The organism is Oscillospiraceae bacterium, from assembly GCA_034925865.1.
Classification (GTDB): Bacteria; Bacillota; Clostridia; order Oscillospirales; family SIG627; genus SIG704.
On record JAYFRN010000008.1, the window covers coordinates 96,534 to 110,676 of the forward strand.

Annotated in this window: 15 protein-coding genes; 1 reads left to right on the plus strand and 14 read right to left on the minus strand. The window is 40.9% G+C overall.

Going from position 1 to position 14,143, the window contains the following annotated elements:
* Positions 1-13 precede the first annotated feature (13 nt).
* From fliY to flgB, 14 genes are all read right to left on the minus strand, one after another.
* Positions 14-1,174 (minus strand): flagellar motor switch phosphatase FliY, encoded by a 1,161-nt coding sequence (fliY, locus tag VB118_05150; protein MEA4831989.1) that lies wholly within the window; start codon positions 1,172-1,174, stop codon positions 14-16.
* Complete coding sequence (fliM, locus tag VB118_05155; protein ID MEA4831990.1) at positions 1,167-2,159, minus strand: flagellar motor switch protein FliM; 993 nt, start codon at positions 2,157-2,159, stop codon at positions 1,167-1,169. The genes fliY and fliM overlap by 8 nt, the downstream gene beginning before the upstream one ends.
* Positions 2,160-2,204: 45 nt before the next feature.
* Positions 2,205-2,426, minus strand: coding sequence for a flagellar FlbD family protein (locus tag VB118_05160; protein ID MEA4831991.1), 222 nt, complete (start codon positions 2,424-2,426; stop codon positions 2,205-2,207).
* A gap of 172 nt (positions 2,427-2,598) precedes the next feature.
* Positions 2,599-3,435 (minus strand): flagellar hook-basal body complex protein, encoded by an 837-nt coding sequence (locus VB118_05165; GenBank protein ID MEA4831992.1) that lies wholly within the window; start codon positions 3,433-3,435, stop codon positions 2,599-2,601.
* A 56-nt stretch (positions 3,436-3,491) separates the two neighbouring features.
* A complete protein-coding gene (locus tag VB118_05170; protein ID MEA4831993.1) occupies positions 3,492-4,028 on the minus strand; it encodes a flagellar hook capping FlgD N-terminal domain-containing protein in 537 nt (178 codons plus the stop codon).
* Between the two features lie 110 nt (positions 4,029-4,138).
* Positions 4,139-5,473 carry a flagellar hook-length control protein FliK gene (locus VB118_05175; GenBank protein MEA4831994.1) on the minus strand — a complete coding sequence of 445 codons (1,335 nt, stop codon included), beginning with the start codon at positions 5,471-5,473 and terminating at the stop codon, positions 4,139-4,141.
* Between the two features lie 59 nt (positions 5,474-5,532).
* Positions 5,533-5,979 (minus strand): hypothetical protein, encoded by a 447-nt coding sequence (locus tag VB118_05180; GenBank protein MEA4831995.1) that lies wholly within the window; start codon positions 5,977-5,979, stop codon positions 5,533-5,535.
* 34 nt (positions 5,980-6,013) lie between these two features.
* The gene (fliI, locus tag VB118_05185; GenBank protein ID MEA4831996.1) at positions 6,014-7,318 is read right to left on the minus strand and encodes a flagellar protein export ATPase FliI; all 1,305 of its coding nucleotides are present in this window, start codon (positions 7,316-7,318) and stop codon (positions 6,014-6,016) included.
* Positions 7,319-7,327: 9 nt separating this feature from the next.
* On the minus strand, positions 7,328-7,993 hold the full coding sequence (locus tag VB118_05190) for a FliH/SctL family protein (protein ID MEA4831997.1): 666 nt from the start codon (positions 7,991-7,993) through the stop codon (positions 7,328-7,330).
* Positions 7,986-9,005 carry a flagellar motor switch protein FliG gene (gene fliG, locus VB118_05195; protein MEA4831998.1) on the minus strand — a complete coding sequence of 340 codons (1,020 nt, stop codon included), beginning with the start codon at positions 9,003-9,005 and terminating at the stop codon, positions 7,986-7,988. The genes VB118_05190 and fliG overlap by 8 nt, the downstream gene beginning before the upstream one ends.
* Positions 9,002-10,573, minus strand: coding sequence for a flagellar basal-body MS-ring/collar protein FliF (fliF, locus tag VB118_05200; protein MEA4831999.1), 1,572 nt, complete (start codon positions 10,571-10,573; stop codon positions 9,002-9,004). Before fliF ends, fliG begins: the two co-directional genes overlap by 4 nt.
* Before the next feature lie 68 nt (positions 10,574-10,641).
* Positions 10,642-10,944: a flagellar hook-basal body complex protein FliE gene (fliE, locus tag VB118_05205; GenBank protein MEA4832000.1), complete on the minus strand. Its 303-nt coding sequence runs from the start codon at positions 10,942-10,944 to the stop codon at positions 10,642-10,644.
* Between the two features lie 136 nt (positions 10,945-11,080).
* On the minus strand, positions 11,081-11,506 hold the full coding sequence (gene flgC, locus VB118_05210; GenBank protein ID MEA4832001.1) for a flagellar basal body rod protein FlgC: 426 nt from the start codon (positions 11,504-11,506) through the stop codon (positions 11,081-11,083).
* A gap of 1 nt (position 11,507) precedes the next feature.
* Entirely contained in the window at positions 11,508-11,897 is a 390-nt protein-coding gene (flgB, locus tag VB118_05215) for a flagellar basal body rod protein FlgB (protein MEA4832002.1), read from the minus strand.
* An 868-nt stretch (positions 11,898-12,765) separates the two neighbouring features.
* On the opposite strand from flgB, the gene VB118_05220 reads away from it, so the two are divergent.
* Positions 12,766-14,143, plus strand: a 1,378-nt coding sequence (locus VB118_05220; protein ID MEA4832003.1) for a methyl-accepting chemotaxis protein, incomplete at its 3' end; no start/stop codon positions are given.

The window sequence follows — 14,143 nt, forward strand, 5'->3', positions numbered from 1 at the left end:
TTTTTATATACAGTCAATTTTCGGGTTTATTGATGATCTCTGTTATCCTGACTCCGAAATTATCGTCTATAACGACAACGTCGCCTCTTGCTATCAGCTGTCCGTTTACCATCACATCCACCGGTTCGCCCGCCTGTTTATCAAGCTCCACAACAGAGCCCTGCCTGAGCGCGAGCACGTCCTTTAAAAGCTTTTTCTGACGCCCAATTTCGACAGTAACATTTAGCTCAACCCCTAAAACAAGTCCGAGATCAACCTGAGATGAAGTGTCCTTGTCTGAATTTTCATCTCCCAGAGAACCAAACTGCAAAGGCGACACATTTTTAGTGCTTTTTGGCGGTTCACGAACGCTTCGTGCCGCCGGCTGAGGATTATTAACGGATGGTTTTTTTGCCGCGGCAGGCGGCTCGGTATTTACCTTGGCGGCAGGCTGCGCCGGAACTCTCTCGTCGGAAAAGGCGGCATCAGGAACCTGCACATGACCTGTGACCGTAGGAATCTCCGTATCCCCCTTATTGTCGGAATCAGACGGGGTATTATTACCGGATTCATCAAAGACAGATGCTTTTTGTATGAGCTCCTTTGTAAACTCAATGGGAAACGCCGTCATAAATTCGCTGTCAAGCAAATTTTCTACCTGTAATTTGAAGCATATACTCACTATGTGATCAGATTTACTCGATGATTGTAATTTTTCCTTTATATGCGAAACATCCAGCGGCTTAGGAGTCGAAATATTGATAGTCGTATTCAGAAACGACGCCAAAGCCGTGCAGGATGAGCCCATCATCTGGTTCATGATTTCTCCGAGCGCGCTTTTTTGTATTTCATCAAGATTATCGTCGGTAATGCTTTCGTCTCCTCCACTGCCAATGAGCAAATCGACAATTTTCTTTACGTCCCTTATGCTCATGATCATGATGTTTGAGCCATACAAGCCTTCGATATATTCTATTTCAACACCAACTGCCGGCTCCAGCTCTTTGTATTCAAGCTCATTGATTTGCACCACTTTGACATTTGGCGTAGTTATATTAACCTGACGGTCAAGCATAATAGATATCGCCGTTGCGGCGGCGCCCATGCTTATATTTAAAATTTCGCCTATCGCGTCTGTCTCGTCCGGGCTTAAACTTGTATTTTCCATAACGTCGTTTGCTTTGGTGTTAATCACGGAAAGGGTTCTCCTTGCAATAATTCTTTTTTATTTTGACGGCTATCTGATTCCTTGCTATGCCAGGTTGACCATAAAACCACTTTTTCCCGTTTACCGTCAATAAAACGGGGCTGTCAATATGCTGATCGAGCTTTAAAACATCACCCGGCTGCAGGTCGAGAGTTTCTTTCATGGTAATTGTAGCCGTTCCCAGAATACCGCACACGTTGATAACAGATTCGTTCAGCTTATCTAATATAGCATCCTTATTCTGCTTTAATGTTTCAGCATCTTCGTCATGTTTTTCGATCTGATCGGAGTTATACGAGTCAAGTATTGAACCTATGTTCAAACACGGAATGCAGCAGGTTATTGTACCCTTGACCGTGTTTATCTTAACATCAAACACAATGACCGCGACTACCTCGTCCATTGCAATCGACTTGATAAATCTTGTATTTGTTTCTATTTGCCTCACAGAAGCGGAAACACCCGGAATATGCGCCCAGGCTTCTTCGACAAATGTCGTCGTTTTCTTGAAAATCCTCTCAATAAGCGAATATTCTATTTCCGTAAAATCCCTCTCCGGTATTTCTCTTTCCTCAATATTGCCGCCGAGCATACGCTCGACGAGAGCAAAGGTTATTGAGTTGGACATATCGAGAAGCATTGAACCTTTTAAAATATTGATATCGATAATTCCAGTCATCATAATATCCGGCAGCGCGTTGTTATACTCGTAATACGGATGTTCTTCCACCGAAGCAACGCTTATTTCACAATAATTTCTTGTAAGTCCGGCAAAATATGAAGCCAGATGCCTCGCGAAAATCTCGTGAATACCGGTAAGCACCTTTTGTTGATCTCTCGAAAGCTTTTTCGGATTTTTAAAATTGTACGGCTTTATATTTTTATCTCCCGTATCAATTTCTTTTTCCGAGCTTTCACCCATCAGTTCATTTAAAAGATCGTCTATTTGATTTTGAGATAATATTTCCGGCATTTTTTATTCCCTTTACAACCAATAAGCGCTAAATGAATTTGGATTTTATTTACGTTTTGATATCTGCTTATTTGCGGTGTTCGCATTTTTTAATATTTTTATTTTGAATTCTTCAATCTTGGTTATAATTTCATCAGGAGTTTCAAGTGCATAATGAGTTTTTCCGTTTGTCATTGTTATCATGGTATCAGGGGTTATTTCAATAATTTCTATAAGATCAGAATTAAGAAAATATTTTTCCTTGTTAAATTTCGTAAGTTCAATCATGTTTTCTTTTCTCCCCGTATAAACGGCATTTCCATATTTCAGGCGGTAATATCAAACGGCAATAGAATAATTTATTATTTATAAGAGAGAAAAGCCCATATATCAGAGCCTTTTCTCTCTTTAAGCGTATCTTTTAATTGCCGCGTCAACAAACCCGCCGGAAGCTGATTTCTTATCTCTTGAGGTTTACAAGTTCTTCAAGAATCTGGTCCGAAGTCGTGATAACTCGGGAATTTGCCTGAAATCCTCTCTGGGCAACTATCATGTCGGTAAATTCATTGGAAAGATCCACATTTGACATTTCAAGTCCGCCGGAAATGAGTGGACCGGCAAGCTTGCCCCCTGCGGTAGTATATGTCGGCACACCTGAGTTCCCCGTTTGCCTAAAATATTGGCTGCCTTCCTGCGACAGCCCGTCAGGATTATTGAATACGGCAATTGCCAGCTGACCCAGAACATCGATAGTCGATGTTTGAGTGTTCATTCCGGTCAAGGTCCCGTCGGCGGAAATAGAAATTTCGTTGTAATTTGAAAAGTTATTAATTTTTATTTTCTGAAGTGAGGCGGCAGTATAGGGAGGAATTGAGCCGGCGGTGATCCCCATGATATAATTATTGTTGGAATCGAGTAAATTACCTTCCGTGTCAAACTCCAGCGCGCCAACTCTTGTATAATTCATATTGCCTGTCGTATCGCTGGTGGTGAAATATCCCTCGCCTGATATGTACATATCAAGAGCTCTGGAGGTCTGCTTATATCCGCTTCTCGTGTTGAGGACCTGTACCGAGCCGACAGCGGCGCCATATCCGATTTGTGATGGATTCACGCCACCCATACCGGCCGATGGCTTGCTCGCGCTTGATAAAGTCTGGTAATAAAGATCGTTGAAAAGCACGCGGCTCGACTTAAATCCCGCAGTATTTACGTTTGCTATATTGTTACCTATAACATCCATCATAGTCTGGTGGCTTTTTAGTCCGGTCACTGCCGAAAACATAGATCTGATCATTTATAGCCCTCCGTAAGCTTTAAATAAATTATTTTTTTAATTGAATTATCGTTTTCCTATACCGCGGTTGCTGCGTCCTGAGAAGTATCCGATGTTTCGGTCGGCTCTATAATTTCCTCTCCGTTGCCCGCTCCCTGTTCGGCAGCTTCTTCATTTGCATTCTCTGAAAGAATGCCGATATCCGTAAGGTCTCCGAGCGCAAAAAAATCGCCGTTCACGTAAAGGTATGGAATACCACCGCTGAAGGTTATCTGTTCCACTGTCCCGGTAACGGTTTTCTTATTGCCGAATTGATCTGTGCTGTTCACGCATACGGGCCTTCCAAGCAGAGAAGCCGCATAATTGGAATTAATGGCAGAGGTCATTTCTTTCATCTGAGAAAGGGATGTAAATTGAGAAAGCTGAGATAGAAACTGCGTATTGTCGACCGTATCGTACATACTCTGATTCTCGAGCTGCGCGGCGATTAACTGAAAAAAATCGTTGATCGACAGCGCATCCACGCCCTTCTTTTCGCTTTCCTTATTACTTATATTTATGTTATTAACAAGCGAGCTTATGGCATCAACACTCATTTTATTACGTTGATTCATTTATCTCTTTGCGATAAATAAATTTATCCTTAATTAAAATATTGATCGGTTATTATAAGCTGTATTTTTATAAAACCGCTATATGAAAAAAGCTGAATAGTATTTTTGCTCTATATTTTGTAGCTTATCGTTCTGTTTTTATAAATAAGCTGCGGCGGAATCCGGTTGCTCGTTTCATCGGATTCATAAAGGTTTTTCCTTTTACCATTTTCATTTTCGCTGCCTCTGTATTCGGTATCTCTACGCTGATGGGAATATGAACCCGTATTGGGATCCGACAGAGTCTGTTGATGCGGCTGAGATTCAACATTAAGCGTATCGATCTTATATCCGCTTGACTCGAGCTCGTTTTTGAGTTCACCGAGTTGAGTGGCAATCAGCTCTTTTGTCATGGCGGTATCGCTTTTGATTCTCATTTCTATTTTTTCTTTTTTGAACGACATTGTCACTGTCACATTTCCGAGTCCTTCGGGTTTAAGGCGAAGCGTGAAATTGTCTCTTCCGGCCGTGATATTATCTTTGACTGAATCAGCGATCTGAATTACCGGGCTTTCTGATGTGTTACCTGGTTTTTCAGAAATTGATTCCGGATTACCGGTGTTTCGCATTCGCTCAAGTGATATAGGTAACGAAAATCCTGTTTCGCTGGACTTTGCTTTCTTTTCCTGTTCAGTATACGCAAAACCGGGATCGGCATCAGTTGATTTGAATTCCTTTTGACCGGCGTTTTCTTTTTCTGATATGATTTTTTTATGTATTTCCGCTGTTCCCGGTTTTTCGTACGCTTGTGATGTTAATGATTCCGAGGTGAGCTTTGATGAAATCTTATTTCCGTTATATATGCGAAGCTCCGCCGGATTCGAATACCCGTTAATTACGGCAGCTGTCTCGGTTTGATCAAGCTTTTTTGCGGCTTCTTCCGATTTAGAATCCGGTATATTTACAGACTTCGTTTCCCCAGGAATGGTATCTGATTTTTTTAACATGGCCGTGCTATAAGCCTGTCCTCCGGACGCAGCCACCGGCATTTTTAATTCCCGCTCAGCTGCATTTTGCGCCGAAACATTTGCTCTTGTCTGCATGAATACGGTTTGCTCTCCATCGGTTTTTTGCTTTTCCCCGGTATCTGCAGGAACCGGTGTCGTAGAATCCGGCAGATTATCGATGGCTATGCTTTCCGGCTGAAAATCAGGAGCACCTTCCGGCAGAAACTCAGGCGGTCCAGCAAATGCCATAGTATAGGCCAAATATTCGCATCCGCTAAATCCGACATTTTTCGCATCTTTTTTCTGCTTGGCTTCTCCTTCGCCGCTTTCATCGGTTCGCTGCCCGCCGTTATCGGAACAATCCTGAATACACTTTAAAAGCGCGGAAAACACACAGTTTATTTCAGTCTCTGCGCCTTCAGGGGATCCTGTCGAGGGAACCGCCGGAATCGCCGGCATGGTTGTTTTGACAGCAAGTTCAGATATAATATCACATCCTTCACTATTTTTCCTCTGTTTTAGGTATTGACAATTGCCGCTTTATTTGCTATGAATTCTTCTATCATTACCTCCTCTTTTTTTCTGACCATAGCATCATATTCAAGAATTGAGCTAGCTTTGAGCTTTTCTATTGTCATTTTATCCTTTGTAACTTCAAGAAGCCTTTCAATCTGCTGCTCAATTTGCTTTCTTTTATCAATCATTTCTGCTTCGAGGCTGAGAAGCTGCTGTTGCTGTCTGCCTATAAAAGTCCTCAAAACGGCAGCTTTTTGCAGTGTTATTCCATCCGCACAGTATTCCTGATATTTATTCTTTGAAAATTCATAATTCTCCTGTAAATATGACCTTTTGATCTCGAGTAAACGGTATTCATTTTTTATATAATTCAGATTGTCTGTTTCCTTATTCTGCAAATGTGTGTCATATTCGAGAACCTTCTCGAGCGGAAAATTGTATTTTTTCATATTCAGCTTCAGTCCTATACAAAAATTTATACAGTTATTTTATGATTTCGTTCATCATTTTATATGTTTGATCAAAACTGAATCTTTCTTCTACGCCTTGCCTTAAAAAATCATTAATCCTGTCGATATTATTAATGGCGTCATCAATTTTTGTGTTTGTTCCGGTTTTATACGCGCCGATGCTTATCAGATCGAAATTGTCATAATAGGCTGAAAGCCGTGAACGTATCGCCGATGCCGTGCGTATATGCTCCGGAGATACTATTTCATTCATTATACGGCTGATGCTCGCAAGTATATCTATGGCCGGATAGTGACTGCGCATTGCCACCTTTCTCGATAAAACAATATGACCGTCTATGATACCTCTTACGGTGTCGGATATAGGTTCGTTTATGTCGTCTCCTTCGACCAGCACCGTATAAATGCCGGTAATAGAACCGTTTTTAAAATTCCCCGTGCGCTCAAGCAGCTTAGGAAGAATGGAATACAACGAAGGTGTATAGCCTCTCGCCACCGGCGGCTCGCCTGCGGCAAGCCCGATTTCTCTCTGCGCCATCGCAAACCTGGTAAGAGAATCCATCATTAAAAGCACATCCTTGCCCTTGTCCTTGAAGTATTCGGCTATAGTCGTTGCGGTAAGGGCGCATTTTAACCTCATCATTGCCGGCTGGTCTGATGTCGCAACAACAAGCACGGTTTTCTTCATTCCGCTTTCGCCGAGGTCTTTTTCGATAAAATCCCTTACTTCCCTGCCTCTTTCTCCCACGAGAGCGATTACGTTTACGTCAGCTTCTATATTTCTGGATATCATACCCATTAGAGTGCTTTTTCCGACTCCGCTTCCGGAAAATATACCCATTCTCTGCCCTTTTCCGCAGGTAAGAAGCGAATCAATTGCTTTTACTCCTATAGTAATTCTTTCACTGATGCGCTCTCTTTCAAACGGATTTGAAGGCTTGTTGTATACAGGATAATATTCGCCGCACACAACGCCCGGTTTTCCGTCGATGATATTCCCGAATCCGTCTACAACTCTTCCGATTATTTGATCTCCGACCGGTATTTTTAAAATATCACCGGTTGATTCGACAATGCTCCCCTTTGCGATGCCGTTAAGCTCTTCATAAGGCATCAGCAATACTCTTTTTTCCTTAAAGCCGACGATTTCCGCATATGTATATGAATTTCTTTTTGAATTATATATCCTGCAGACTGTTCCGATATCAGCATTCGGTCCCGTGCTCTCGATAACCATGCCAACAATATTCTCAATTTTTCCGCTGTGGATTATAGTGTCCGTTTTATCTACTTTGTTAAAATATACATCAAAATCCATATGTCTGATCTAAACGCTCAACAGCGCTTTTTCGATTATATCTAACTGAACCGAGACGCTCGCATCCATAACCGCGCTTTCTGTTTCAACTACACAGGTTCCGCGAGGAGCGCCTTTATTGACGGAAACATCCACTCTGTCAGCTCCGTTTGCTATTTCGAGCAAAGACTCACCGCTTGAAGTCGTAAAGCCGGTCTCGTATTCAGAAACAGTCAGCTTTATCCATTTTTCATCAAATAAATCTTCAACTGCTTTCTTGAATATACCGGTAAAAGCTCCCTCGTCCTCGGAAAGCTCCTTGTTTATTATTTTTTCCGCTATTTGAATGGCAAGCTTTATAATGTTTTTTTCGTTGCTTTTAATTATTTCGGATTTTTTTGTGTCTATATTTTTAAATAGGCTTTCTATGCTGTCCAAAGAGCATTGAGCCTCGCTCAGTGCTTGTTCCTTTCCTTTGCCGTATCCTTCGGAATACCCGATTTCATATGCCTTTTTTAGCGTTTCTGCTGCTTTCTCTTCTGCAGTTTTAATAATTTTTTCCGAAAGACGGCTTGCCTTTTCAATAATGGCATCGGTTGTTTCGCTTACTGCTTTCTCGGTTTTGCCTTCTCTGTTTTCGCATACATAATAAGGCGGGTTCAGGTTAACCTGATCATATTTAACAAGCTTAGACAATTAGCTCATCCCTCCGTCCTCTGGATATGACTACTTCTCCGGCCTCTTCAAGCTTTCTGATCAAAGCAACAAGCTTCTGCTGCGCTTCTTCGACGTCGGATAACCTTACACCATGCAGGTATTTTGCTTCTTCTTCCATTGTCTCCTTCATTCGGAGCGACATGTTTTCATAAAATACATCGGCCACTTCCTTGGCAGAGCCCTTAAGCGCGATAAGCAGATCGTTCGAGTTGGTGACGGCCTGAAGAAATTTCTGGATATACATAGGATCGAGCGTCGTGATGTCTTCAAATACGAACATCTTGTTCCTTATTTCCTCCGACAGCTTCGGATCCTTTTCGCTTAGCTTTTCCATTATGAATTTTTCGGTGCTTCGGTCTATCGTATTTAACACTTCCGCTATGTACTTTATTCCGCCGATCTCGGTCGTGCCCAGAGACTCGCCTATCGAAAGCTTATGCTCTATCATTTTTTCGATATCCTTGATAACCTCAGGCGAGGTGCTGTCCATCATGGCTATTCTCTCTACCACATCTAGCTGGACTTCTCTCGGAAGCTCACTCAGTATTTCTGAAGCCTGCTCGGATGTGCAATATGAGAGGATCAAAGCAATGGTCTGCGGATGTTCATTCTGAATGATGCTTAGCAGATGCTTGGGATCAGCCTTATAAAGAAAGTCGAATGATTTCGTTCTTAACGATTTTGTCACCTTTTCGATAACGCCGGCCGCGGTCGTACTGCCCATTGCTTTCTCAAGGACGGCCTTTGCGTACTCGATTCCGCCTTCGGTTACTATTTTTTGCGCGAGGCAAAGGTTATAAAATTCATCCATCGTGGACTCAACGGACTCAGCCGAAAGATTATCCAATGTGGCAATTTGAATTGTAATCTGCTCAATTTCATCCGGATGCAGGTATTTATAAACCTTGGACGCATAATCAACGCCCAGAGAAAGCACGACGGTTGCTGCTTTTTTCAATGATTCTGATTTTTTAACTCTTGAAGTCGTCATTTTGCGTCATCTTCCTTCATCCAGGATCTTAACAGCTGCGCAACAATTTCAGGATTTGACGCTGAAAAGTCTTTAATCTGTTTTTTAAGTAATTTTTCCCGCGTATCGCCCAGAACTATTTCGCCCGGAATATCCGTTACTTTTTTGGGAGCCGCTTTTGAGGCTTCAGCCATTATTTGCTGCAGCTTTTTGTTTTTTATTTTTCTTTTTATTACTGAGATAATAATTATCGACACAACGATAATAAATAAAGCAGCGCCAATTATCACATACAGCATAAGCTCATCGATGCCCAGCAGATCAGCTATGGTTTTCGGATTATCCTCCGCGGGTTTTTCTGGCTCTTTATCAGCGGAAAGAAACTGAGCATGCGCTATCGCAACCTTTTGTGATGATATGCCCGTACCGTATGCGATAAGCTCACGGTATTGTTCTTCCGTCTCCTCGGAAAGATCGCTTTTATTTATCATTACAGCGACAGTCATATCCTTGATTGTTCCGCCGTTGTCAATTATCGTCTGTATCATGCGATTTACCAGATAATCAGTCGAACCGCTTGCACTCGCGCTTGAGCCGGATTCAGTACCGTCATCCTCCTTGTATGTCGGAGTTCCGGTATTCGATTCCGTTCCGGCCGCGCCTTCCGCAACCGTTCCGCCGTTTGTGCTCTTGTTATCAAATTCGCTGTGTGAAATAATCCCACTTTCTCCCGTCACAGGAGTGTAAACGGTTTCTTCCTTTGATTTCGTGGTGAAATCAATTACAACGTTTGCTGAAACGCTTAATCCATTTTTGCCAAGTACGGGCTCAAGCAGGGAAAATATTTTATCTTCATAAAGCTTGTTTATATTGTTTATCAGTTCAAGCTGAGTATAAGCCTCGCCGATTCCAGGTTCGTTGTTATTGTTTAATATCGTGCCGTCGCCGTCGATTATCACTACATTTTCAGCGCTTAACCCGGAGACGCTTTTCGATACAAGCGCTTCTATACCTCTGATCTGTTTTGAAGAAAGCTGCGCCGACGGGCTTAAATCAAGCACAACCGATGCCGTCGATTCGGTCTCATCCTTTTTTAACACGAACGAGCTGTCAGACGATATATTCAACGTTACAATTGCGTTGTTGACTCCGTTTAAGGTTTTTATTGCGTCCTGAAGCCTGTCCTGAAGCTGAAAAATCAGATATTGCTTCTTTTCAAAATCGGTTGTAATCAAGCTGGATGCATTTGTGAATAAGTCATATGAAAGCGAATTTTTCGGATATCCTTCAGCGGCAAGCTGCATTTTCAAAACAGCTTCATCCTTATATGGTACCAAAATTGCACCGCTCGCGTCAACTTTATAGTCAGTATTCAATTTGTCGAGAATCTGCATAATTTCCGCGCCTTCAGATGATGACAATCCTCTGTATAAAACTGTATAACTGCTTTTATTTAATACTGCGGCGACAATAACGGCTCCGACAATGACAACCGAAATAACCGATATAATTGTTATACGCTTTTTTTTACTCATTTTGCCAAAATATCCGCCTATTTGGTTAAAAAAGCCTGAAATCGACATATTCATACTCACATCGCACCTTCCAACCATATTTCGATATACTTTAGCTGTTTATATGTTATATGCAATTTCATCTATAGCGTAATACGCATTATTTCATTGTATGCATCAAGCGCCTTATTCCTTACAGCCACAAGCGTTTGTACAGCCAGATCTGCCTTTGCGGCGTCTATTGTTATATTGTGAAGCGCATCCGAATCGCCCAGGGCAAGATTGATTATATCCGAATTGACAGTTGAATTCGTTTCTCCGACCGCGCTGATAGCTTTGCCGAGCAGCTCCTCAAACGGCATAAAATCAGATGAAGAAGCATCTTCTGATTTATTTATATTTATACTTTCAATAAACTGTGACGTGTTTATCGCGGATATTGACATGATATGCCCTCCGTTTTTTGATTATTTGGTTATTAAAACGGCAATTAATAATGCCTTTTATGCGAGACACAAATTGCCGTATTTATTAAATTAATACTGTCTGCGGTGAGATATGAAAATTCCATCCTGCGATAATTTACTTTCCAATGTTTAAAGCCGCGGATGCCATTTGCTTGATCGCGTTAAAGGCGGTAATGTTCGCCTCATACGATCTTGATGCCGACATCATATCGATCATTTCTTCCAGCGTGTTTACATTGGGTATTTTTATATAACCGTTTTCATCGGCATTTGGATTCTGCGGGTCGTAATCCAGCTTATAATCGTCATTATCCTCGACAATCGCAGAGACTTCAACTCCGGCCAATGAGGAGCCAAGCTCATTTTCAAAGCTATTCACATCTGACTTTTCTTTAAAAACCACAAGCTTTCTTTTATATGCTTCCCCAGACTCGGTTTTTGTCGTACTTGCGTTCGCAAGATTCTGAGCTATTACTTTCATTCTGAGCTTTTGAGCAGTAAGAGCCGATCCGCTTATATCCAGTGTACGTAAAAAAGCCATTTTATCTCTTCCCTTCATTTATTACATATTTAAGCCTGTTTATCTGAGAGGTCAGTGAGTTCGCAAGATATTCATATTGAAGCTGCTCTTTAGCAAGCTCGATATTTTCCTGTTCCAGATCGACATTGTTTCCGTCTTCCTTCGCTGATGTCGATTTGTCTTCGGAAATACCGGGCATTATTTTATATATTTCAGAGACAAGCTCTTCTTCGCTTCCCGTTTTCGAATCAAGAACAGATTTCAACAAATCCTCAAATTCTACCGATTTCCTTTTATATCCAGGGGTATCGTGGTTTGCTATATTATTTTGCGTAGCTTGTTGTTTGTACCACACTAAATCCAGACTCTTCTGTAGCAGAGCAATATTTACGTTATCTGCAGCTGCGCTCATTTGTACTTCTCCATCTTACTGTAAATGTTAAATAATGTATTATTTGGTTCAATATTATTGTCAGAATTGAATTTAAACATTTTATAAAAACACAACGCATTTTTATATAAATCAATCTTGAAGATATAAATAAAATATTTATAATCAATTATTCATCAAGATGTTATAAATTGTAGCACATATTTATTCTTTTTTCAATACCTTATAACATAATTTTTAACTTATTCACGAATTATTTCATAAATAGGTTAATATTTTTTCACATTTGACGAAATATGATATAAGATTAAAAAGTAATGACTCTCGGCATATTCCCAAATGCGGATTTTATCGACATATATTTATACTTTTTTGTGATACAACTTTATTTCATATCTCTTCGCTTAGGCATAAAGCAATTCAAAATTCCGGTCTGTGAATTATATCACAAGCTTAGAATTGGAAATCATTGTTATTTTAGTACTCAAGCAGTTATTAAAGCATAATTAAAAAGACTACAACACAACTTATGCTCAGCAATACAGATTAACAACAATCAACATATTACAAGTTCCCGACAACTTTTCCGGTTTTCCGTATTTATTTAACGCGGCAATTATATGATTACCTCTATAAAGAGAAAAAATGCTCCAGTATGTAGGCTTTTATTTCTTATAAAAGTATTATTTAATTTCCGTTTTAATAACAGAGACCATACGCAATTCGTCCGCTCCAATCTCTTCTGCATCTGTAACTATAACTCGCAAAGCGATCAAATGAACTGCCGACAGTGCCAAAGAAATCAGTAAATTCACATCCAGCCTTGGCTATTCTATTCACGGAAGAACACTTTAAACATAAGGCTGAAAAAGAAAAGGAAGGTAAAAAAATGAAATTCAAAAGTATTATGACCCAATTATGCGTATACATCTCAGTCTTTATATTATGTATATGCGTAATTTTCTGCTTCATAGCCACCAATCTTTCTCAGTCTGCGTTGACAAATTCGCTCAACGAATCTCTTCTTAAAATAACCGAACAGTCATCCGCGGTGGTAGCAGAAAGAATTAAAACATACTACAGTGAATTGACCGCTCTTGCGCAAAACGAAATATTTTACGATCTTACATTGAATAAAGAAAAGATCATCACGCTTTTAAAGCAGGTAAAGAACGATGAAGGCCATCTGGATATCATGGTTTCAGATATTCAAGGCAATACATTTTCGGCCGATAACGTAGAAACAAATATTTCCGATAGAAATTATTTTCAGGAAGCGTTAAAAGGTAATAACTTTGTTTCCGATCCAATTCTCAGGAACACCGATAAAAAAATGATAATGGTGTTCACTTCTCCGATAAAAAACGCATCCGGAAACATTATCGGAATAATAGCAATAGTCAGAAGCGGACACGAGCTTTCGGACATATTGAGTAAAATCACATATGCCAAAACCGGTTATGCATACGCAACAAACAAAGCCGGAACAGTAGTCGGACATCAAGATGCTTCGCTTGTTGATTCATTCTACAACACGATTAATGAAGCAAAAACAGATGCAGATATGCAACAGCTGGCCGATCTCACACGCAAGATGATGTCCGGCCAAAACGGAACAGGCAGCTATAAATATAAAGGTGTCATAAAGTATCTCGGCTATTCGCCTATTGAAGGAACAGAATGGTCAATCGCTCTTTCGGCTCCGCATGAAGAGGTTTTTGCGGAAATCAATTCTTTGACTTTGATAATGATCCTGTGCAGTATCGTTCTTGTAATCTTAGGTATCATAGCCGCCATGATATTGGCCAAAGGCTTTCAGAAACCGATAAAAAAACTTGTCGGAGTTTCGGAAAGGCTCGCGAAAGGCGATCTGGACATACAAATTTCGCTTGACAGGAAAGACGAGCTCGGAACGCTCGCAAATACTCTTCTTACCGTTTCAGACAATATGAGCGAGCTGCTTTCTGATATAAGAATAGCTTCCGAGCAGGTGGCATCGGGCGCCGTACAGATTTCAGAATCAAGCGAGGAAATCTCGCAGGGCGCGACCGAGCAGGCAAGCTCTGTCGAAGAACTTACAGCGGCAATTGAGGAAATCGCATCGCAGACCAAGCTTAACGCCGAGAACGCCGGAAAAGTTGATACCATCACAAAGGAGTCAAAGAAGGTCGCGGAAATTGGCAATGAGAAAATGAAGTATATGCTCAAGGCAATGGATGATATCAATGTTTCATCAAAGAGCATTTCGAAAATAATAAAAGCCATAG

Excerpts from the sequence above, each read along its gene's own strand:
- VB118_05175 (MEA4831994.1), bottom strand. The coding sequence starts at position 5,473 with ATGCCGGCGATTCCGGCGGTTCCCTCGACAGGATCCCCTGAAGGCGCA.
- flgB (MEA4832002.1), bottom strand. The coding sequence starts at position 11,897 with ATGAGCGCAGCTGCAGATAACGTAAATATTGCTCTGCTACAGAAGAGT.
- fliM (MEA4831990.1), bottom strand. The coding sequence starts at position 2,159 with ATGCCGGAAATATTATCTCAAAATCAAATAGACGATCTTTTAAATGAA.
- fliF (MEA4831999.1), bottom strand. The coding sequence starts at position 10,573 with ATGAATATGTCGATTTCAGGCTTTTTTAACCAAATAGGCGGATATTTT.
- VB118_05165 (MEA4831992.1), bottom strand. The coding sequence starts at position 3,435 with ATGATCAGATCTATGTTTTCGGCAGTGACCGGACTAAAAAGCCACCAG.
- flgC (MEA4832001.1), bottom strand. The coding sequence starts at position 11,506 with ATGGCTTTTTTACGTACACTGGATATAAGCGGATCGGCTCTTACTGCT.
- VB118_05170 (MEA4831993.1), bottom strand. The coding sequence starts at position 4,028 with ATGAATCAACGTAATAAAATGAGTGTTGATGCCATAAGCTCGCTTGTT.
- VB118_05160 (MEA4831991.1), bottom strand. The coding sequence starts at position 2,426 with ATGATTGAACTTACGAAATTTAACAAGGAAAAATATTTTCTTAATTCT.
- VB118_05180 (MEA4831995.1), bottom strand. The coding sequence starts at position 5,979 with ATGAAAAAATACAATTTTCCGCTCGAGAAGGTTCTCGAATATGACACA.
- fliG (MEA4831998.1), bottom strand. The coding sequence starts at position 9,005 with ATGACGACTTCAAGAGTTAAAAAATCAGAATCATTGAAAAAAGCAGCA.
- fliE (MEA4832000.1), bottom strand. The coding sequence starts at position 10,944 with ATGTCAATATCCGCGATAAACACGTCACAGTTTATTGAAAGTATAAAT.
- fliI (MEA4831996.1), bottom strand. The coding sequence starts at position 7,318 with ATGGATTTTGATGTATATTTTAACAAAGTAGATAAAACGGACACTATA.